The following is a 19171-nucleotide window of genomic DNA, read 5'->3' as shown; positions in this document are numbered from 1 at the left end:
AAGGCGCTCACGCGCTACGGCTTCATCCCCGCCAGCGCCTGAGCGGTCTGTCTTGAATTTCAATGGCTCGCGAGAGTCAGGCCCTTGCTCGTCCTGGATGAGGGGTCTTTCACGTTAAGAGCACGGCCCATCGTATAATGCGCTGCCATGGTTGCTCGTTTCTTCGTTCCCGATCTCACGCCCGAGGCTGGTGCGCTGGTGTCGCTACCTGCCGAGGTGGCTCATCATGCCCTGCGCGTGCTGAGGTTACGCGCAGGCGCGCCCGTGGTGGTGTTCGATGGTCGGGGAGGGGAGTGGCGTGGGGTGCTGGAACCCGTGGGGCGGGATGCAGCGCGGGTACGACTGGAAACCTTCGAGCCCGTTTCGCGCGAGTTGCCTTTCTCCGTGACGCTTGGTCAGGCACTGCTACCGGCCGAGCGCATGGACTGGGCGATCCAGAAAGCGGTCGAACTCGGTGCTGCGCGCATCGTGCCGCTCGTGACGGCGCGCACTCAGACCGGTGGCGCGCTGGAGCGGGGAGCGCGCAAGCAGATGCATTGGCAGCGTGTCGCCGTGGCCGCGGTGCAGCAATGCGCCCGCACCGTGGTGCCGGAAGTGGCGCGGCCATGTCACTGGCGGGAATGGATCGAGGACGTGCGAACGAACCATCCCGAGGCGCACCGGTGGCTGCTCGCGCCGCAAGGGGTTCCCCTGTCCCGCCTTCCCCCACCTTCGAGGCCGGTGATCGTGCTCGTCGGCCCCGAGGGTGGCTGGAGCGCGGAGGAACTGAGCGAGGCGGAACGGATCGGCGTCGAGTGCATCGGCTTGGGGCCGCGGATCCTGCGCAGCGAAACCGCCGCGGCCGCGGCTCTGGCGATGATGCAAGCCCTGTGGGGAGAGCGTTGATGTTCGAGAATGTGGAATTGGGCCATCGCCTCGATAAGGAGACCTATCGCCAGCGCTCGCAAGCCGTGCGTCTGCAGTTGCTCGATCTGGAATACCGCTTGGTGCAGGAGCGCGCTTTCGCCACGCTGATCCTCATCAACGGGGTCGACAAAGCGGGCAAGGGCGAGACGATGAATCTGCTCAATTCCTGGCTCGATCCGCGCCATCTCGACAGCCACGCGATCGACCGCCCGAGCTCCGAAGAGGAAGAGCGGCCCTACATGTGGCGTTTCTGGCGCCGTTTGCCGCCACGCGGGCGCATCGGGGTCTTCTTCGACAACTGGTACGCCGAAATCATCGAGGATCGGGCTACGGGTCGAAGCAAGCGCGCCGTCTTCGAAGCAGCGCTCGAGCGGGTACGCCGTTTCGAGGAAATGCTGGTAGCCGAGGGCGTGTTGTTGCTGAAGCTGTGGTTTCACATTTCGGCCAAGGAGTTGAAACACCGTTTGGAGAAACTCTCCAAGGACGAGCGCACCAGCTGGCGCGTGAGGGAGTCCGATTGGCGTCATCTCGAACACTACGAGGACTATGCCCAGACGGCGGCCGCGGCCATTCGGCATACGAGCACCGGTGTGGTGCCTTGGGTATTGGTCGATGGGGCCGACGATCGTTATCGGGCGGTGTTCGTGGGTGAAACGCTCGCCGGTGCCTGGCAGCGCAAGTTCGAAGCGATCGAGCGCGGGGAGGTGGGCGCGCCGCCTCTCGTCCTCGTGCCGGATCTCGAAGAACGCCCCAACGCCGTGAGTGCGCTCATCCTCGATCAGCCGATGAAGAAGAAAGCGTACAAACGTCAGCTGGAGCATCTGCGGGGGCGCTTCGATGCGCTCGTGCGCGACGAGCGTTTCGCCAAGCGCAGTCTGGTCGTGGTCTTCGAGGGGATGGACGCAGCCGGCAAGGGCGGGGTAATCCAGCGCGTAACCGCGGCGCTGGATGTGCGGCGCTACCAGGTGGTACCGATCGCCGCGCCCACCGACGAAGAACTGGCCCAGCCTTATCTCTGGCGTTTCTGGCGCCGCATGCCAGGGCACGGCCGGGTGGTGATCTTCGATCGCTCTTGGTATGGGCGCGTGCTCGTCGAACGGGTCGAAGGTTTGTGCGCGCCGGCCGACTGGATGCGGGCCTATGCCGAGATTAACGATTTCGAGGAAGAGCTGATCGATAATGGAACGGTGGTGGTGAAGTTCTGGCTGGCGATCGATTTGGAGGAGCAGTTGCGACGGTTTCGTGAGCGCGAATCCGATCCTTTGAAACGGCACAAGATTACGCCGGAAGATTGGCGCAACCGGGAGAAATGGCCGCAGTACGAACTGGCGGTGAGCGATATGATCGAGCGCACGAGCACCGAGATCGCACCTTGGACGTTAGTCGAGGCGAACAACAAGTACTATGCCCGGGTGAAGGTGCTACGAACTTTGTGTGATCGACTCGAGGCGTCGTTGTGAATGGAGGCAGACAGATGAGTAAAGCGGCGGGCTCGGGATCACAGTATGACCAACCGGGCGAGCGCATCCCCGAAGCGCCTCATCCCTTGTCGCTGCAAGACGGCTCGGCCGCGGCTTTCGTCGGCTGGATGCGCCACTCCGCGCCCTACATCCACGCGTTTGGCGGCAAGACTTTCGTGATCGCCTTCGACGGCGAAGTGGCCCAGGGCGAGCGCATGCAGCGGCTCGCCTATGATTGCAACCTGCTCGCAGCGCTGGGGATACGCCTGGTGCTGGTGCATGGCGCTCGACCCCAGATCGACGCCGAGATGGCACGCCGCGGCTTGACACCGGTGTTTCACAAGAACCTGCGGGTGACCGACGCGGCCGCGCTCGAATGCGTCAAAGCGGCGATGATGGTCACGCGCGTCGAGATCGAGGCCAAGCTCTCGCAAGGATTGCCCAACACGCCCATGGCGGGTAGTTACATGCGGGTGACGGGGGGGAATTTCATCACTGCCCGGCCGCTGGGGGTGATCGACGGGGTGGATTTTCAATATACCGGGGCGGTGCGCCGGGTGATCGGCAAGGAGATCGTCGCCGACCTGGAGCAGGAAAACGTCGTCCTCATCACGCCGCTCGCGCCTTCACCTTCGGGTGAGATCTTCAACATCACGATGGAGGAAGTCGCTACCGAGGTGGCGGTGACGATCGGCGCGGAGAAACTCGTCTTTCTGTGCGACGCGCCGGGTCTGCTGGATGCACAAGGCAAACTCGTCTCGTCGGTGACGGCGGATGCGGCCGCCCGGGCGCTCGCCGAGGGCACGGGACTTACCGAGGACCTGCACCTCTATCTGCCGCGGGCGATCGAAGCGGTACGCCGCGGCGTGGGCCGGGCGCATCTCATCGACCGTGACCTCGATGGCGGCCTCCTGCTCGAATTCTTCACCCATTCCGGCGTGGGGACGCTCATCACCCGCGATCCAATTTTTCGTTTCCGTGACGCGCGCCCCGAGGACGTCGCGGCGCTCGTTGCGCTCATCGCGCCGATGGAGGCCGACGGCACCTTGGTGCGCCGCAGCCGTGAGTTGCTGGAAAAGGAAATCGAGCGTTTCGTGCTCGTGGAGTACGACGGCGTGGTCGTGGGTTCTGCCGCCATCTATCCTTTCAGCGAGGAGAACGCGGCAGAATTGGCCTGCCTGGCGGTGGCCCCGGAATTTCGCCGCGCCGGCATCGGGGAGGAGCTGCTCCGGCGTATCGAGGCACGTGCCCGCGCCATGGGGCTAGAGCGGCTCTATGTGCTCACCACGCGCACGGCGCATTGGTTCCTCGAGCGGGGTTTTCGCGAGGTGGGGCCCGAGGCGCTCCCTCGGCGCAAACGCGAGCTCTACAATTATCAGCGCCGCTCCAAGGTGTTCGTCAAAGAGTTGCAGTAAACGGGAAAGGAGAGCCGATGACAAGGACGGTCTTTTGCGTCAAGCTGGGTCGGGAAGCCGAGGGGCTGGAACGGCCGCCGCTGCCGGGTGTGCTCGGCAAGCGCATCTTCGAGAACGTCTCCAAGGAGGCGTGGCAGGAATGGCAGCGTTATCAAACGATGCTCATCAACGAAAATCGTCTGAACCTGATGGAACCGGCTGCGCGCAAGTATCTGCAGGAGCAGATGGAACGCTATTTCTTCGGCGATGGAGCCGACGAGATCGCCGGCTATGTGCCGCCGAATCGTGGAGGGTGACCCGTAATCCGCGTGCGGCTGCACGGCGGCGTTTCCCGGCGCCCGGGCACTTGCGATCCAGGCGGTAGGTTTCGCGCCCCATCGGACGATGGGTGCCTTGCCCTGCAAGCGCTCGCGATGCGGTGGGTTTTCGGTGCGGCCGGTGCGGCTTACTCGGGTTCGGGTTTGGCCTCGGGGGTGTAGCGGATGTCGCGCCCCTCGACGAGATAGACCACTTGCTCGATCACGTTCTTCGCGTGATCGCCCACGCGCTCGAGCGATTTGGCGATGAAGACGAGCTCCAGCGAATGCGAGATCGTGCGCGGGTCTTCCATCATGTAGGTGACGAGCTCGCGCAGGATGGCCTTGAACATCGCATCCACCGTTCGATCATCGGCGAGGATCTCGGACGCATGGCTGTCGTCGAGGCGGGCATAGGCATCGAGCGAGGCGTGTAGCATGGCCAGCGTCGTGCGCGTGATGAGCTCGAGCTCGACCGTGGGCGTAAAGGCGGGGTAGGATTGATAGAGGCGGATGCCGCTCTTGGCGATCTTCTTCGCCTCGTCGCCGATGCGCTCGAGATCTTTGCTGATCTGCAGCGAGGAGATGACCAGACGCAGATCATTGGCTGCCGGTGCATTGCGCACGATCAGCTGTACGCTCTGCTCGAAGACGCGCCGGTCTTCGGCATTGATCGAGCGCTCGGTTTGCAGCACTTCGTCGAAGAGGGCCTGATCGCCTTTGCGTATGCCCTCGATGGCTTTGGCGACCTGTTGTTCGACGGTTCGGCCCATCTCGAGCACGGTCTGGCGCAGCTGGTTGAGCTCGCGGTCGTAAGGCCGGAAGGTATGTTCTTCCATCGTCTTCTTCATGGCATCCCTGCGGTGGTGATCGTCATTATCAAGGGAGAACGTTACCGTTTCGTGACGTTGGCGCGTTCACGGCGTTGTACGCCCTCGCCGGTGGCGAGCAGCAGAACGTCGGCACGCCGGTGGGCAAAAATGCCGTTGGTGACGACGCCGGGGATGTCGTTGAGCGCCGTCTCGAGCGCATCCGGGTCGTCGATGACGAGGCCGTGCACGTCGAGGATGGCATTTCCGTTGTCGGTGACGAAGCCGACGCGTCGGCGCGGTTCTCCCCCTAGTTCGCGCAGTCGGCGTGCGACGAGCCGTTCGGCCATGGGAATGACTTCGATGGGCAGGGGAAAGCGGCCCAGCCGCTCGACGAGCTTGCGTTCGTCGCAGATGCACACGAATCGCTCGGCCATGGCGGCGACGATCTTCTCGCGGGTGAGTGCGCCGCCGCCGCCCTTGATCATGGCAAACGAGGGGTCGATCTCGTCGGCGCCGTCGACGTAGAGCGGCACCGTATCGAGCTCGGTGGCATCGAGCACGGGAATGCCGTAGCGGCGCAGCCGCTCGGTGGTGGCCTCCGAGCTGGAGACGGCCCCGCGTATGCGTTTGCCGCTGCGCACGAGGGCATCGATGAAGCAATTGACGGTAGAGCCGGTACCAACCCCGAGGAAGATTCCTTCGGGGACCTCGGCCGCGGCGGCCTCACCGGCCAGGCGCTTCAATTCGTCGGCGTGCGTCATTGGCATCAGCGCAGGCTCGCGGCGTAGTCGGCCAGCGCCTCGATCTCGGTATCGGTGAGCTTGTTGGCGATCTGGCGCATCATTTGCTCGGGATCGTTGGCGCGTTGCTGTTCGCGGAAGGCTTTGAGCTGCAAGACGACGTAATCAGGGGTTTGACCGGAGAGCCTGGGGTAGAGGCTGGGGATGCCGGCTCCATTGTTACCGTGGCAACCCGAACAGGCGGGCACGGCCTTGTCGGGAAGGCCATGGTGCCAGATTCGCTGACCGAGGGCGAGCGTTTCCTGCGCCTTGGGTTCGGCGGGTTGCAGGGTTTGCTGGGCGAAATACTGGGACAGACCCAGCATTTCTTCTTTGGAATATGCCATGACCATCGCGTTCATCGTGGCGTTTTCCCGAGCAGGGGGTTTGTCGTCCCACGCTTTGAAATCGAGGAGCTGCTTGTAGAGATACTCGGGATGTTGGCCCGCGAGTTTGGGATATTCCGGCATCAGCGGCGTATTGCCGTCTGGTCCGTGGCAGGAAGCGCACAAGGTGGTGACGATTTCCTGCACCTGTTCCGGAGCCACGGGTTCGGCGGCATGGAGTAGGCTGGAGGCTGCGAGCGCGGTGAGCACGATGGAACGCTTGAGCATAGGGATCCTCGGCACGATGGATGGGAATTCGGAAATTTTGCTATTCTATCGCATCTCTCCATTTTGCGCAGGCTTGCCTGCCTCTCTTTCCATGCCCCTTTTTCGCCATGCCGAGTTCGTCACCTCGATCGCCAAGCCTGCAGGGTTGCCGGTAGCCAAAGGGCCGGAGATCGCCTTCGTTGGTCGCTCCAATGCCGGAAAATCCAGTGCGATCAATGCCTTGGTCGGGCATACGCGACTGGCCTACGTTTCGAAAACGCCTGGGCGCACTCAGTTACTCAACCTTTTTCGCACTCCTGCCGGCCTCTACCTGGTGGATTTGCCAGGATTCGGATTCGCCAAAGTACCCGAGGCGGTGCGTCGCGGCTGGGCGGATTTGATCGAACGTTACCTGCACGAGCGCGAGGCGCTCGTGGGCCTGATCCACATCATGGACGTGCGCCATCCGCTCACGGCCCTCGATCGGCAATTGCTCGACTGGTTCTTGCCCAGCGGCAAACCGGTGCATGTCCTCCTCACCAAAGCGGACAAGCTCTCGCACGGGGCAAGAACGGCAACGCTCGCCCAAGTGCGCCGTGCCTTGGCGCCATGGTCGGGCCAGGTCACGGTGCAGCTCTTTTCGGCGCTTCGCAAGCAGGGCGTGGAAGAGGTGGAAACCGTAGTAGGAGGCTGGCTCACGGGTATTTTGCTCGAGCCGGACGGAGCACATATCTAATTTGGATAAAAAGAGGCCCGAACGCAGGGGGCGTGTTCGGGCCATCAACCCGGCGAGAACCGCCGGGGTCCCGCTCAACTGGGAGAGTTCATGCAGGGCGGCGTCGAGCCAATGAAGTAGAAAGTTTTCACGAGCGGAAGTTCCCGCCGCTGCGGGAATGCTGACGAGGAGCGAATGATGCAGTTTTTCGGTAGGTTTCCCACGACGCGCATGCGGCGCATGCGGCGCGACGAGTTTTCCCGACGCTTGATGCGCGAACACGTGCTCACGGCAGACGATCTGATCCTGCCGGTGTTCGTGCTCGAGGGGGAAAACCGCGAGGAGGCGGTGCCTTCCATGCCGGGGGTGAAGCGCCTGTCGATCGACCGTTTGCTTGCGCTCGCCGAAGAGGCAGTCGGGCTGGGTATCCCGGCGCTTGCCCTCTTTCCCGTGATTCCTCCGGAGCTCAAAACCCCGGGAGCGGAGGAGGCGTGGAATCCGGCGGGTCTGGTGCCGCGGGCAGTGCGGGCGCTGAAACAGCGCTTTCCCCAGCTCGGGGTGATCACCGACGTGGCGCTCGACCCCTACACGAGCCATGGGCAGGATGGGCTGATCGCGCCGGACGATCCGCGCGGCTACGTGATGAACGACGAGACGGTGGCCGCCCTCGTGCGCCAGGCGCTGTGTCATGCGCACGCCGGCGCCGACATGGTGGCGCCCTCCGACATGATGGACGGGCGCATCGGCGCGATCCGCCACGCGCTCGACGAGCAGGGGCTCATCCACGTGCGCATCCTCGCCTATTCGGCGAAATACGCTTCATCCTTCTACGGACCGTTTCGCGATGCCGTGGGCTCGGCGGCCAATCTCGGGAAGGGCAGCAAGGCGACTTACCAGATGGATCCGGCCAACAGCGACGAGGCGCTGCGCGAGGTGGCGCTCGATCTCGACGAGGGGGCCGACATCGTGATGGTCAAGCCGGGCATGCCGTACCTCGACGTGATCCGCCGGGTCAAGGAGACCTTCGGGGTGCCGACCTTCGCCTATCAGGTGAGCGGGGAATACGCCATGCTCAAGGCCGCTTTCGCCCACGGCTGGCTCGACGAGCAGGCGGCGATGATGGAGTCGCTCCTTGCCTTCAAGCGCGCCGGGGCCGATGCCATCCTCACCTATTTCGCGCTCGAGGCGGCGCGGCTGCTCGCGCGGCGCTGAGTCGGTGCTCAAGGGCGGCGGTGTACGCGAATCACCGCGCGCCCGTCGGGCAGCGTCTTGGGCGCGGTTTTCCAGGCGTGCCCAAAGACGAGTTCGACGGTGATGGGAATCGTGCCGTCGGCCTCGCGCCGCGCTTCCAGCGCCGCGAGCGCCCGCTGCCATCGCATCTTGCCGGTGAGGGTGCGGCGGCGGTCGCGGCGCGCGTTCGTCGCGCCGCCCGCACGCAGATCCAGCCACAGGCGCGCCGGGTCACGGTAGCGCAGGGTGAGCATCTGCATGTCCATCACCGGATCGGTGAAACCCGCGGCCATGAGCAGATCGCCCACGTCGTGCATGTCGAGGAAAGGATGCACCGCGGTGGGACCGAGCACCTCGCGCAGTTCGCGCAGCGTGTCGGGGCCGACGGTGGCGAAGAACACGGTGCCGCCCACGGCGAGCACGCGCTGCCACTCCGCGAGCGCAGTGAGCGGTTCGGCGAGCCAGTGTAACAGCAGGTTCGACCAGAGGAAATCGACGCTGCCGGTGGCGAGCGGCAGCGCGTGCGCATCGGCCACGATGCCCTTGGTCGGTTCGTGCCGCACCAGCCGGCTGAGCCAGGAGGGGCGGGGAGCAAGGTGCGCGAGCCGCGCCGGGGCGAAGTCGACGGCGATCGCCTCGGCCTGGGGATAGCGTGCACGCAGCGCCGGCAAATCGTTTCCGCCGCCGAGATCGAGCACGCGCCGCGGAGTGATGCGCAGGTAGTCGAGCCGCTCGAGCAGGCGCTGGGCCGTTTCTTCGGCCAGAAAACGGTGTGCAGGGTAAGCCGGGGCGGTGCGCTCGGCGCGGCGGCGAATCAGGGCGGAATCGAGGTCGGGGCCCAGCGGGGTCGAGGTATCGGGCATGGTGCAGGGGGAGGAAATGAATCTGCCGGATTTTACGCTGCTCGTCGATTTTTTCCTGCCGTCGCACTGCGGTGTGTGCGGTCTGGGGACGACGGTGCGGGGCGTGTGCGCATCCTGCCGAGCCGAATTCGATCCCTGGACGCAGGAGGCGGCCTGCGGGCGCTGCGGCGATCGTCTGAGGGAGGACGAGCGTGAAGGAATCTGCGCCGAATGTGCGCTGGATCCGCCATCCTTTGACGCCGTGCGGGCGGGGTTCTGGTACGAGCCGCCGCTCGATGCCCTGATCCAGCGCTTCAAGTATGGCGGAGATCTGCGCCTGGGGCGCGCCCTGGCGCGGGCCTTGGCGCAGGAGCGGTCCTCTCCGCTGGCGGTCGACGTCCTCGTGCCCGTGCCGCTCGCACGTCAGCGGCTGCGCTCGCGCGGTTTCAATCAGGCCGCGGTGCTCGCCCGCGATCTGGGTGCCGCATGGCACGTGCCGGTTCTGCTCGAAACGGTGCAGCGCCGGCGCGAGACGCTGCATCAGGCCCGTCTGCACGCCGCGGCGAGGCGCGAGAACTTGCGCAGTGCCTTTGCCGTGGATCGGGTGCAGGGGATCGCCGGCAGACGGGTGGGCGTGGTCGATGACGTGCTCACCACGGGGGCGACGCTGAACGCTCTGGCCGCGGTCTTGCGGGAATGCGGCGCGGCTGTGGTCCAGGGAATCGTGCTGGCACGGGCGCTTTCGCCGGCCCGTCGGAGTCGATGACGAACATGTTCGAGATCGTTCTTTTCCGGCCGGAGATCGCGCCCAATACCGGCAACGTGATCCGGCTTGCCGCAAATACGGGGGCGCGACTGCATCTGGTGCGGCCGCTGGGCTTCGTGCTCGAAGACAAGGGGCTGCGACGGGCGGGGCTCGATTATCACGACCTCGCGCGGGTGGTGGTGCACGAGGATTGGGCGGCGTGCCGCGCTTGGTTGGGCGCGCGTCGCCGTTTCCTGCTGACGACCAAAGGCGCACGGTGCTATGCGGACGTGGCGTTCGCGCCAGGGGACGTCTTCGTCTTCGGTTCCGAGACGCGTGGCGTGCCCGACGAGGTGGCGGCGGAATTCGCCGAGGAGGCGCGCCTGCGCATTCCCATGTTGCCGGGCAACCGCAGTCTCAATCTGTCGAACGCCGTCGCGCTCGTCGTCTACGAGGCCTGGCGGCAGCAGGGATTTTCGGGCGGAGGGTGAGGAGGGTCAAACGCGCTCGAACTTCGGATCGCGCGCGAGCAAGGTCTCGAGGACATCCTCGGCGCTGATCTCCGGTTCGAAGAGCAGACGATGGACGGCCTCGGCGATGGGCAGTTCGATACCGTGGCGGTGGGCGAGCGCTACTGCGGCGCGGGTGGTGGGCACGCCTTCGGCGACGTGCCCCAGTTCGGCGAGGATTTCCGCTAGCGGTTTGCCGGTGGCGAGCATGAGCCCGACGCGGCGATTGCGCGAGAGCTGCCCGGTGGTGGTGAGGATCAGATCGCCCATGCCCGCCAGACCCATCAAGGTTTCGTCACGTCCGCCGAGCGCGCGGGCGAGGCGGGTAATCTCGGCCAAGCCGCGTGTAATCAAGGCGGCACGGGCATTGAGCCCGCAGCCCAGACCATCGGCTACGCCCGCGGCGATGGCGATGACGTTTTTGAGCGCTCCGCCCACCTCGGCCCCGACCACGTCGTCGTGGGCGTAGAGGCGCAAGCGCGGCTGGTGCAGCTGTTCGACCCAATGTTTGGCCCAGTGGGCGTCGGCGGCGGCAAGCACCATGGCGGTGGGCAAGTTGCGCGCCACTTCCAGGGCGAAACTGGGGCCAGTGAGCACGCCCGCCCGTGGCGGAGGCAGGCTCGCGGGCCAAGATTCGGCGACGATGCGGTGCGGCAGTGCCAGGCGCTCGGGGTCGATGCCCTTGCAGGCCCAGAGAAAGGGCAGATTCGGGCGCTCGCGGGCGAGCGCTGCCACGGTGGCCCCGAGCCCCGCGAGCGGCGTGACGATCAGAGCGAGATCCGCCCCTGCGAGTGCCTCGGAAAAATTTGCCGTGACGCGCACTTCTTCAGGGAGCGTCACATCGGGCAGATAACGGTGATTGTGGCGTTCGCGCGCCATCAGCTCAGCCTGGACGGGATCGCGGCACCACAGGCGGACGTGGTGACGTTGCGCCATGGCGACGGCGAGTGCCGTGCCCCAGGCGCCGGCGCCGAGTACGGCCAAGCGCATCACGGCCCCCATACGGCGCTGCGGGAGATGAATCCGCGCAGGGAGCCATGAGCGACTTCGACCCAGCCGTCGTGCGTGGCTAAGAGTGAGAGCACGACGTTACGCTCGACTTCGAAGACGATTGCCGCCTCAGGGTCGGGCGCAGAGCGGACTTCGGCCCGATCGACGGTGACGATCACGGTACGACGAGGGTCGAGATTGGCCGAGGGTACCCAGTAGAGTCCCCCGTCGGCGTCTCGGATCTGGGCCCATTCGCCCTGGTCTCGGATCAATTCGACGGGGGTTCCGGGCAATAAGTAAAACACGGGCACCGGTTCCTCGGGGGCGAGGTAGGCCGGGGTGTGGGTGGTGACGCTCCGGTACGGGATACCCTGGGCCAACGCGACGGGCAGCCATAAGGCCAGGGCGACGAGCAAGCCCCAATGGACGAGCTCGTCGAGGAAAGAATGGTTTCTGGGACCGGGCATCGATGCGTTCATGCCGAATTCACTGCAGTGGCGTTTGGCTTTCGCCTGCACGAGCGAGTTCGGCTTGTTGTTTCTGTTGGGCGTAGAGCGCTTCGAAATTGACCGGTGCAAGGATCACCGGTTGGAATCCGGCGCGTAGCGACGCGGAGGTAACGACCTCGCGTGCGTAGGGATAGAGCAGGCTGGGGCAGGCGACGAAGAGCAGCGGTTCGAGGTTTTCTTCCGGCACGTTGCGGATCTGGAAGATGCCGGCTTGTGCCACTTCGATGAGGAAGAGCGTTTTGTCCTGGCCGATCTTGGCGGTGACGGTGACGGTGAGCCTGACGTCGAAGAATCCTTCGTCGAGGCGCGTGGCGGCAGTGGCCAGTTGCACGTCGATGTTGGGCGTCTCGCGCTCGAGGAAACATTGCGGCGCATTGGGAACCTCGATCGAGAGGTCGCGCACGTAGAGTTTTTCGACGCTGAAGACGGGCTGGTCGGAGGTTTGCGTTGCGTTGGTGTCGCTCATGGCTGGGATCCGAAAAGAAAAAATCAGGAGGAGGGAATGCCTTGCAGCAGGGCATCGAGTTTGCCCTGGCGCTCGAGTTCGTAGAGATCGTCGCAGCCGCCGACGTGCGTCTCGCCGATGAAGATCTGCGGGACGGTGCGCCGACCGGTGAGGCGGATCATCTCGTCGCGTTGCTCGGGATCGCGGTCGATCAGGATCTTTTCGATTTCGCTCACCCCTTTACGGCGCAGCAGCTGCTCGGCCCGGACGCAGTAGGGGCAGACCTGGCTCGCATACATGCGTACTCTGGGGGACCCGCTCATTTCTTCTTCCTTTGAGTCTCGCTTTCTAGAGGCAGCCCGGCTTTCTGCCAGGCAGCGATGCCGCCTTCGAGATTATAGACGTGCGGAAAACCGGCGGCGCGCAGTTTCTTGCAGGCGGTGGCCGAGCGCAGGCCGCTATCACAATAAAGGATGAGGTGGCGTGAGCGCAAGGCTTCGAGTTTGCGATCTTCAGGGATGCGATCGGCGGGGATCGAGATCGCATTGGGCAAATGCCCTTTGCGATAATCGGCTTCGGGACGGATGTCGATCAGGACGGCATCTTGACGGTTCACCATGATGACGGCCTGAGCGGGAGTGACGCGGCTGGTGTCGGTGGCACTGCGTATCGTCTCGATGAGCCACCACAGGCCGCTTGCCAACGCGAGCAAGGCCCAATGCCAGTTTTGCACGAGAAATTCCTGCAACATTGCCTCCTTTCACGACGGGATAGGACGACGCACGGGCGACGGCTGCGATAAAATGCTCGGCTCGATCGTGATGTGCATCTGCCGTCGCCAGAGCGTCGATCGAGGTGTCCAATCATATCAGAGGATGATCATGTACAAGATCGTGCTGTTGCGTCATGGCGAGTCCGTGTGGAACAAGGAGAATCGTTTCACGGGCTGGACCGACGTCGATCTCACCGAGAAAGGCGTCGAAGAGGCGCGCGCGGCCGGGCGTCTGCTGCGCGAGCGGGGATTCGCCTTCGATCGGGCGTTTACCTCGGTGCTGAAACGGGCGAACAAGACGCTCAACATCGTGCTCGAAGAACTCGATCAGCTATGGTTGCCGGTGGAGCATTCCTGGCGGCTCAACGAGCGTCACTACGGTGCGCTGCAGGGGCTGGACAAGGCCGAGACGGCGGCCAAATACGGCGACGAGCAGGTGCTGCTGTGGCGCCGCTCCTACGATGTTCCGCCGCCGCCGTTGCCCGAGGGTGATCCGCGCATTACCGCCGACGATCCGCGCTACCGCGATCTGCCCAAGGCCGAGTTTCCCCGCACCGAATGCCTCAAGGATACGGTGGCGCGCTTCGTGCCCTACTGGCAGACGGTGATCGTGCCGCGCATTCTCGCCGGGGAACGTATCCTCATCGCGGCGCATGGCAACAGTCTGCGTGCGCTCATCAAGTATCTCGACGAGGTGTCGGACCGGGACATCGTCGGGCTCAACATTCCCACGGCTCAGCCCCTCGTCTATGAGCTGGACGAGAGCTGTCGGCCGCTCAAGAGCTATTACCTCGCCGACGAGGAGACGATCAAGGCGCAGCAGGCGGCCGTGGCGGCGCAAGGGCGCGCGAAAAAGTGAAGGGCTCCGGGCGGACGACGCGTCGATGAACGTCCGGAGGGTTGCGGCAAGGCTGATCGGGTTCGCGTGGTTCGTCCCTTTCGGCTGGCTCGCGCATCCGGTCGGGACGTGGGCGGATGAGGGGTTGGGGGAGAAACGCTCCGAGCTCCAGAGTCTGCAGCAGGAGATACAGCGTATCGATCGTGAGGTGCGTCAGACCGAGGACAAAAGGCGGCAGATCGAAGCGAAGCTGAAAGAATCGGAGCGTGCGGCCAACGCCTCGGCGCGCAAACTGGAGCGCTTGCGCACCGAAGAGGCGACCCTGTCGGCGCGGATCGCCGAAAACGAGGCGACATTGGCGGAGCTGGAGCGCTCGATTGCGCAGCATCAACAGGAAATGGCCGCCTGGGCAAGGGCGTATTACCGCCAGCAGCGCCCACTCGATCCGCTCCTTTCGAGCGAAGATCCCGCCGAAGTGGGGCGGCGCGTGCATTACCTGCAGATCCTGGCCGCCGACCGGGCCCGGCGTATCGCCGCCTTGCGTGAGCAGCAATCCCGTGCAGTGGTGCTGAGCAGAGAACTCGAACGCCGTCGGGAGCGTCTGGCACGAATCCAGGAAGAAACGGCCCGAGAGGCCGAGCGCTGGCAGGTGCTGGCGCAGGAGCGGCGGCAGTTGCGCGAGGCGTTGGCGCAACAGGTTCAGGCGGCCAAGGATCGCAAGCGCGAGATCGAGGCGGATGCTGCCGCACTCACCCGCCTGGTACGTCAGCTGGAAGCTCAGGAACGCGCTCGGCGCGAGGAAGCCCAGCGCCGGGAAAGGTTGCGGCGTGAGGAGGAAGCTCGGCAGGCAAGTGAGCGCCTTGCGTCCAAACCGATGGCGCGGGACGCAGAAAGCGGACCAGCCGCCGAGGGGACGCGGGGGCGTACGGCTCAAACCACGGCCCGGGTCCTCGCCGATGAGTCTGCTGCGGGGCAACCGCTCTCGGGCTTGCGCGGGCGCTTGGGCTGGCCGACCGAAGGTGGGGTGCAGGGGCGATTCGGCGCGGCCCGCCCCGAAGGTGGAACCTGGCGAGGACTGTTCATCGCCACCGATGCCGGGCAGCCCGTGCGGGCCGTGGCCGATGGGGTGGTCGCCCACGCCGATTGGATGCGCGGTTATGGTAATCTGATCATCCTCGACCATGGGGGTGGCTATCTCACCGTCTATGCCAACGTCGACTCGATGTTGTACGAACCGCAACAGCGGGTAAAAGCCGGAGAGACGATCGCCACCACGGGATCGAGCGGTAACATGGGACGCTCGGGGTTATACTTCGAAATCAGGCATAATGGCGAACCGCAGGATCCACTGCGTTGGATCCGGCGGTGATACACTCGGGTGCCTCGAAAAACCGTCACGAGCGGTTGCAGAGCAAGGAGCCCGGCGCACGGAATGCAAGACCCATCGAATGGAAGGGCGAGCAACCGAGCATCGGAGCACCGTGCCATGCGGCCAGGCAGTAGGTCATTCGAGGCTCCCACTCGATCGAGGTGAGTCGAATGCGACGCTGGATTAGTCGGATTTCCCTGTTGGTGGTTGGAATCGTGGGCGGGGCGTTGCTCACGTTCAATTTCTCGGCTTTGGCGGAGCGTAACGCCACTTCCGCTTTGCCCCTGGAAGACCTGAGGGCGTTTGCCGAGGTCTATGATGCAGTCAAGAAGGCGTACGTCGAGCCGGTAGAGGATCAAAAGCTCATCAGCGAAGCGATCCGGGGCATGGTGAGCGGCCTGGATCCCCATTCGGCCTATCTCGATCCGGAAGAATACCAGGAGCTGCAGGTCGGCACCCAAGGCGAGTTCGGTGGCCTGGGAATCGAAGTCGGCATGGAAGATGGCTTCGTCAAAGTGGTCTCGCCGATCGAGGATACTCCGGCGTTTCGTGCCGGGATCAAGACGGGTGACCTGATCGTGAAAATCGACGAGACGCCAGTCAAGGGGATGAGCTTGCGCGATGCGGTCAAACGCATGCGGGGCAAACCCGGTACCAAGGTGACGCTCACGATCGTACGCGAGCAGGTCGACAAGCCCATCGTGCTCACGATCACGCGCGAGGTGATCACCGTGCGCAGCGTCAGGAGCACGCGTGACGATACCATTGCCTACGTGCGCATCACCCAATTCCAAGAAAACACGGGCCCCATGCTCGTCGAGCACCTGAGCAAGCTGCGCCAGGAAGGGGCGGTCGATGGATTGATTCTCGATCTGCGTAACGATCCGGGTGGGTTGCTCAATGCGGCGATCGGGGTGTCCGGTGCCTTCCTGCCCGAGGATGCCGTAGTGGTCAGGACCGAGGGGCGTTTGCCGGATTCACGGCGCGAATACCGCGTGCGTCCCTCGGACTATCTGCGTGGGCCGCGGGAGCGCGATTATCTCGCCAGTTTGCCAACGGAATATCGAACCTTGCCGATGGTGGTCTTGATCAATGCAGGTTCCGCCTCGGCCTCCGAGATCGTGGCCGGAGCGCTGCAGGACCATGGTCGGGCGAAGATCTTCGGAACGCGCTCGTTCGGCAAGGGTTCGGTGCAAACCATTCTCCCGCTCAACAACGGCGCAGCGCTCAAGCTGACTACCGCGCTTTACTATACGCCGAACGGCCGTTCCATCCAGGCCAAAGGCATCGAGCCGGATTTCGTCGTCGAGGAAACCGAGAATGGATCGGTTCGTGCGCTGCGTGAGGCCGATCTACAGCAGCATCTCGAGCTCGATCGCGATGGGGTCAGACGTGCTCCCGCGGGACGCTCGGAGGGTGTGGGTACTGGTGCCGACGAAGGATCGACTTCGCCCGAAGAATCGAGTCTGCCTCCCCGATTCGAGTTTGGTTCGAGCGAAGATCGTCAATATCAGGCAGCGCTGAAGTGGTTGCGTGAAGGGGTCGTACCTGCTCCGGTGAGCGCCGAACCATCTGGCGCCGTGAGCAAGCAGGGCGAAAAAGCGCCCCTGAAGTGAGAACGATGGATGACGCGGCGCTGCTGCGCTACAGCCGGCATCTGCTCCTGCCCGAGATCGGTATCGAAGGGCAGGAGCGCATCGGGCAGGGCAAGGTATTGATCGTCGGAGCGGGCGGTTTGGGTTGCCCGGCGGCGTGGTATCTCGTCTCGGCCGGCATCGGCCGGCTGTTTCTGGCCGATGATGACGTGGTCGACGAGACCAATCTGCAGCGCCAGACGCTCTACGATGCAACCTCGGTCGGTCAGCCCAAGGTGCTGGCGGCGCGGGCGGCGCTTGCCCGCGTCAATCCACTGGTCGAGGTGGTGCCGCTGCAGGCGCGGCTCGAAGGGGATCGTCTGGCGCAGGCGGTGGCGGAGGCCGATCTGGTACTCGATTGCAGCGACAACTTTCCCACGCGCCACGCCGTCAACCGCGCTTGTGTGGCAGCGGGGAAACCCCTTTTTTCCGGCTCGGCGATCCGTTTCTCGGGGCAGCTCGCCGTGTTCGACCGGATAGGGCAGGGCGGGGCGTGCTATCGCTGCCTTTTCCCCGAAGAGGCCGAGGACGAGGAGCTGCGCTGCGCCGTGATGGGCGTGTTCGCGCCGCTCACTGGCCTCATCGGCACGGCGCTCGCCGCCGAGGCGATCAAGTGGCTTGCGGGGCTGGGGGCGGCGCTTTCCGACCGGCTCGTGCTCTTCGATGCCTTGACGATGCAGTGGCGCACCTTGAACGTGGCGCGCGACCCTTCATGCCCGGTCTGCGGGGCGCAGGCGCAGGCGTAGGTCTTCACCGAGGCGTTTCGTTTCTTGCAGGCGAAAGCGGGGCGCTAGAGCGAGCGTGGCCGGTTCGGGCAGCGCAAAGAGACCGCGCGCGCCATTACCCAACACGCAAGGGGCGGCGTAGTGCAGCCATTCGTCGACGAGACCGGCGGCAAGGAACGCGGCGTTCGCCGTGGCACCGGCTTCGATCAGAACTTCGTTGATGTCGTGCGCTCCTAGCCACTGCGCGAGCGCTTCGAGTGCGACACGCCCCGCGGCGTCGGCCGGTAGCCTGACGACCCGGTGGCCGCGGGCTTCGAGCCGGGCGCGTTTCTCCACGTCTTCCCTAACCGTGAAAATCCACACCGGCTCGCCGTGCAGCAGGCGGGCGGATTCGGGCAGGCGTAGAAGACTATCGAGCACGGCGCGGTGCGGTGTCCGCCGGCAGGGGACGTGGCGCACCGTGAGCTCAGGATCGTCGGCGAGCACGGTGGCGATCGTCGTGAGGACGAGGCAGGAGCGGGCGCGCCAGCGGTGGACGTCGCGCCGGGCGGCTTCGCCCGTGATCCAGCGGCTGCGCCCGTCGGCGAGTGCCGTGCGCCCGTCGAGCGTGGCGGCGGTCTTCAGGCGAAACCAGGGGCGGCCCTGGGTCATGCGGGTGAGAAAACCCCGGTTGAGCTCGGCGGATTCCGCGGCGCATAGCCCGACGTCGACGGGGATGCCGGCCTCGCGCAGTCGTTCGATTCCTTTGCCGGCCACGCGGGGATTTGGGTCTTGTAGGGCGACGACGACGCGCCCTACGCCAGCGGCGATGAGGGCGTCGGCACAGGGTGGAGTGCGGCCATGATGGCTGCAGGGTTCGAGCGTGACGTAGCACGTGGCGCCGCGTGCGGCCGCTCCGGCCTGGCGCAAGGCGTGGATCTCGGCGTGCGGCTCGCCGGCGCGCTCGTGCCATCCTTCGCCGAGCAGCCGTCCGTCGGGGGAGACGATGACGCAACCGACGCGCGGATTGGGCGTGGTGGTCTCCAGCCCTTTGCGCGCGAGCCGTAGCGCCCGGCGCATCCAGTACGGGGCGTCAGGAACGGACGAGGTCGGCGGCATCGTCGTCGGTGTTCTTCTCGCTGCGCTTGCGTCGGGCGCTCGCCTGCACGTCGCGGATGAGCTCGGCGAACTTGCCGACGTCCTCGAAGTTGAGGTAGACCGAAGCGAAGCGCACGTAGGCGACTTTGTCGAGGCGCTTCAAGGCTTCCATCACCATTTCGCCGATCACGGTACTGGGGACTTCGCTCGCGCCGCTCGACAAGAGCTCCGCTTCGATGCGCTCGATCGTGTGTTCGATCGTCTCGGCGGGCACGGGACGCTTGCGCAAGGCCAGCCGCAGACTGGCGGCGAGCTTTTCCCGGTCGAAGTCCTCGCGCGAGCCGTCGCGCTTGACGACGACCGGGGGCTTGAGGTCGACCCGCTCATAGGTGGTGAAACGGCGCTGGCAGTTGGCGCAGCGGCGACGACGGCGCACGACGCTGCCGTCTTCGCCCTCACGCGTGTCGAGCACCTGGGTGTCCGTGTCACCACAAAAAGGGCATTTCATCG

General features: G+C 64.9%; 23 protein-coding genes. 12 read left to right on the top strand and 11 right to left on the bottom strand.

Annotated elements, in window-relative coordinates:
- The first annotated feature begins 147 nt into the window (after positions 1 to 147).
- From EPD80_RS03130 to EPD80_RS03115, 4 genes are read left to right on the top strand one after another with little or no spacing between them, the layout of a single operon-like run.
- Complete coding sequence (locus tag EPD80_RS03130; protein WP_260677330.1) at positions 148 to 885, top strand: 16S rRNA (uracil(1498)-N(3))-methyltransferase; 738 nt, start codon at positions 148 to 150, stop codon at positions 883 to 885.
- Positions 885 to 2366, top strand: coding sequence for a polyphosphate:AMP phosphotransferase (gene pap, locus EPD80_RS03125; RefSeq protein WP_142809297.1), 1482 nt, complete (start codon positions 885 to 887; stop codon positions 2364 to 2366). The genes EPD80_RS03130 and pap overlap by 1 nt, the downstream gene beginning before the upstream one ends.
- 14 nt (positions 2367 to 2380) lie before the next feature.
- Entirely contained in the window at positions 2381 to 3781 is a 1401-nt protein-coding gene (gene argA, locus EPD80_RS03120; protein WP_142809294.1) for an amino-acid N-acetyltransferase, read from the top strand.
- Between the two features lie 17 nt (positions 3782 to 3798).
- Positions 3799 to 4077 carry an oxidative damage protection protein gene (locus EPD80_RS03115; protein WP_142804595.1) on the top strand — a complete coding sequence of 93 codons (279 nt, stop codon included), beginning with the start codon at positions 3799 to 3801 and terminating at the stop codon, positions 4075 to 4077.
- Positions 4078 to 4226: 149 nt separating this feature from the next.
- On the opposite strand, the gene phoU is transcribed toward EPD80_RS03115, so the two are convergent.
- Genes phoU through EPD80_RS03100 form a run of 3 tightly spaced genes read right to left on the bottom strand, consistent with a single transcriptional unit; the run spans position 4227 to position 6282 of the window.
- Complete coding sequence (phoU, locus tag EPD80_RS03110; RefSeq protein ID WP_221928800.1) at positions 4227 to 4928, bottom strand: phosphate signaling complex protein PhoU; 702 nt, start codon at positions 4926 to 4928, stop codon at positions 4227 to 4229.
- Positions 4929 to 4969: 41 nt separating this feature from the next.
- Positions 4970 to 5650 carry a ribose-5-phosphate isomerase RpiA gene (gene rpiA / locus EPD80_RS03105; protein WP_142809384.1) on the bottom strand — a complete coding sequence of 227 codons (681 nt, stop codon included), beginning with the start codon at positions 5648 to 5650 and terminating at the stop codon, positions 4970 to 4972.
- A 5-nt stretch (positions 5651 to 5655) separates the two neighbouring features.
- On the bottom strand, positions 5656 to 6282 hold the full coding sequence (locus tag EPD80_RS03100) for a c-type cytochrome (RefSeq protein WP_142809292.1): 627 nt from the start codon (positions 6280 to 6282) through the stop codon (positions 5656 to 5658).
- 91 nt (positions 6283 to 6373) lie between these two features.
- Between EPD80_RS03100 and yihA the strand changes: the two genes are divergently transcribed.
- Both yihA and hemB read left to right on the top strand, forming a co-directional pair.
- The gene (yihA, locus tag EPD80_RS03095) at positions 6374 to 6997 is read left to right on the top strand and encodes a ribosome biogenesis GTP-binding protein YihA/YsxC (protein ID WP_142804597.1); all 624 of its coding nucleotides are present in this window, start codon (positions 6374 to 6376) and stop codon (positions 6995 to 6997) included.
- 177 nt (positions 6998 to 7174) lie between these two features.
- A complete protein-coding gene (hemB, locus tag EPD80_RS03090) occupies positions 7175 to 8188 on the top strand; it encodes a porphobilinogen synthase (protein WP_142809383.1) in 1014 nt (337 codons plus the stop codon).
- Positions 8189 to 8196: 8 nt separating this feature from the next.
- Here the strand turns inward: hemB and EPD80_RS03085 are convergent, their stop codons facing one another.
- On the bottom strand, positions 8197 to 9069 hold the full coding sequence (locus tag EPD80_RS03085; protein ID WP_142809290.1) for a methyltransferase domain-containing protein: 873 nt from the start codon (positions 9067 to 9069) through the stop codon (positions 8197 to 8199).
- Positions 9070 to 9085: 16 nt separating this feature from the next.
- On the opposite strand from EPD80_RS03085, the gene EPD80_RS03080 reads away from it, so the two are divergent.
- Both EPD80_RS03080 and EPD80_RS03075 read left to right on the top strand, forming a co-directional pair.
- On the top strand, positions 9086 to 9814 hold the full coding sequence (locus EPD80_RS03080; protein ID WP_185957681.1) for a ComF family protein: 729 nt from the start codon (positions 9086 to 9088) through the stop codon (positions 9812 to 9814).
- A 5-nt stretch (positions 9815 to 9819) separates the two neighbouring features.
- The gene (locus tag EPD80_RS03075) at positions 9820 to 10284 is read left to right on the top strand and encodes a tRNA (cytidine(34)-2'-O)-methyltransferase (RefSeq protein WP_142804674.1); all 465 of its coding nucleotides are present in this window, start codon (positions 9820 to 9822) and stop codon (positions 10282 to 10284) included.
- Positions 10285 to 10290: 6 nt separating this feature from the next.
- Here EPD80_RS03075 and EPD80_RS03070 read toward each other — a convergent pair whose 3' ends face one another.
- The 5 genes from EPD80_RS03070 to EPD80_RS03050 are packed head-to-tail and all read right to left on the bottom strand — an operon-like array spanning position 10291 to position 12997.
- Positions 10291 to 11292, bottom strand: coding sequence for an NAD(P)H-dependent glycerol-3-phosphate dehydrogenase (locus EPD80_RS03070; RefSeq protein ID WP_221928797.1), 1002 nt, complete (start codon positions 11290 to 11292; stop codon positions 10291 to 10293).
- Positions 11292 to 11759, bottom strand: a complete 468-nt coding sequence (locus tag EPD80_RS03065) for an SH3 domain-containing protein (RefSeq protein WP_185955375.1) — start codon at positions 11757 to 11759, stop codon at positions 11292 to 11294. The genes EPD80_RS03070 and EPD80_RS03065 overlap by 1 nt, the downstream gene beginning before the upstream one ends.
- A 19-nt stretch (positions 11760 to 11778) precedes the next feature.
- Positions 11779 to 12267: a protein-export chaperone SecB gene (gene secB, locus EPD80_RS03060; RefSeq protein ID WP_142804602.1), complete on the bottom strand. Its 489-nt coding sequence runs from the start codon at positions 12265 to 12267 to the stop codon at positions 11779 to 11781.
- Between the two features lie 23 nt (positions 12268 to 12290).
- Complete coding sequence (gene grxC, locus EPD80_RS03055) at positions 12291 to 12569, bottom strand: glutaredoxin 3 (protein WP_178086727.1); 279 nt, start codon at positions 12567 to 12569, stop codon at positions 12291 to 12293.
- On the bottom strand, positions 12566 to 12997 hold the full coding sequence (locus EPD80_RS03050) for a rhodanese-like domain-containing protein (RefSeq protein WP_142804603.1): 432 nt from the start codon (positions 12995 to 12997) through the stop codon (positions 12566 to 12568). The genes grxC and EPD80_RS03050 overlap by 4 nt, the downstream gene beginning before the upstream one ends.
- A gap of 130 nt (positions 12998 to 13127) precedes the next feature.
- On the opposite strand from EPD80_RS03050, the gene gpmA reads away from it, so the two are divergent.
- The 4 genes from gpmA to EPD80_RS03030 all read left to right on the top strand — a co-directional run bounded on the left by gpmA (position 13128) and on the right by EPD80_RS03030 (position 17605).
- Complete coding sequence (gene gpmA / locus EPD80_RS03045; protein WP_142809286.1) at positions 13128 to 13877, top strand: 2,3-diphosphoglycerate-dependent phosphoglycerate mutase; 750 nt, start codon at positions 13128 to 13130, stop codon at positions 13875 to 13877.
- A 25-nt stretch (positions 13878 to 13902) separates the two neighbouring features.
- Positions 13903 to 15225, top strand: a complete 1323-nt coding sequence (locus EPD80_RS03040; RefSeq protein ID WP_185957680.1) for a murein hydrolase activator EnvC family protein — start codon at positions 13903 to 13905, stop codon at positions 15223 to 15225.
- A 170-nt stretch (positions 15226 to 15395) separates the two neighbouring features.
- Complete coding sequence (locus tag EPD80_RS03035; RefSeq protein WP_142809283.1) at positions 15396 to 16841, top strand: S41 family peptidase; 1446 nt, start codon at positions 15396 to 15398, stop codon at positions 16839 to 16841.
- A 5-nt stretch (positions 16842 to 16846) separates the two neighbouring features.
- Positions 16847 to 17605, top strand: a complete 759-nt coding sequence (locus tag EPD80_RS03030; RefSeq protein WP_142809281.1) for a TOMM precursor leader peptide-binding protein — start codon at positions 16847 to 16849, stop codon at positions 17603 to 17605.
- On the opposite strand, the gene ribD is transcribed toward EPD80_RS03030, so the two are convergent.
- Together ribD and nrdR are read right to left on the bottom strand one after the other, a co-directional pair.
- Positions 17570 to 18682: a bifunctional diaminohydroxyphosphoribosylaminopyrimidine deaminase/5-amino-6-(5-phosphoribosylamino)uracil reductase RibD gene (ribD, locus tag EPD80_RS03025; RefSeq protein ID WP_260677319.1), complete on the bottom strand. Its 1113-nt coding sequence runs from the start codon at positions 18680 to 18682 to the stop codon at positions 17570 to 17572. The two genes, EPD80_RS03030 and ribD, sit on opposite strands and share 36 nt — an antisense overlap.
- Positions 18657 to 19169, bottom strand: coding sequence for a transcriptional regulator NrdR (gene nrdR / locus EPD80_RS03020; protein WP_142809279.1), 513 nt, complete (start codon positions 19167 to 19169; stop codon positions 18657 to 18659). Before nrdR ends, ribD begins: the two co-directional genes overlap by 26 nt.
- Positions 19170 to 19171: the final 2 nt, after the last annotated feature.

Source organism: Tepidiphilus olei (assembly GCF_006980705.1).
GTDB classification, from domain to species: domain Bacteria; phylum Pseudomonadota; class Gammaproteobacteria; order Burkholderiales; family Rhodocyclaceae; genus Tepidiphilus; species Tepidiphilus olei.
This window is presented reverse-complemented; position numbering and strand designations above follow the sequence as displayed.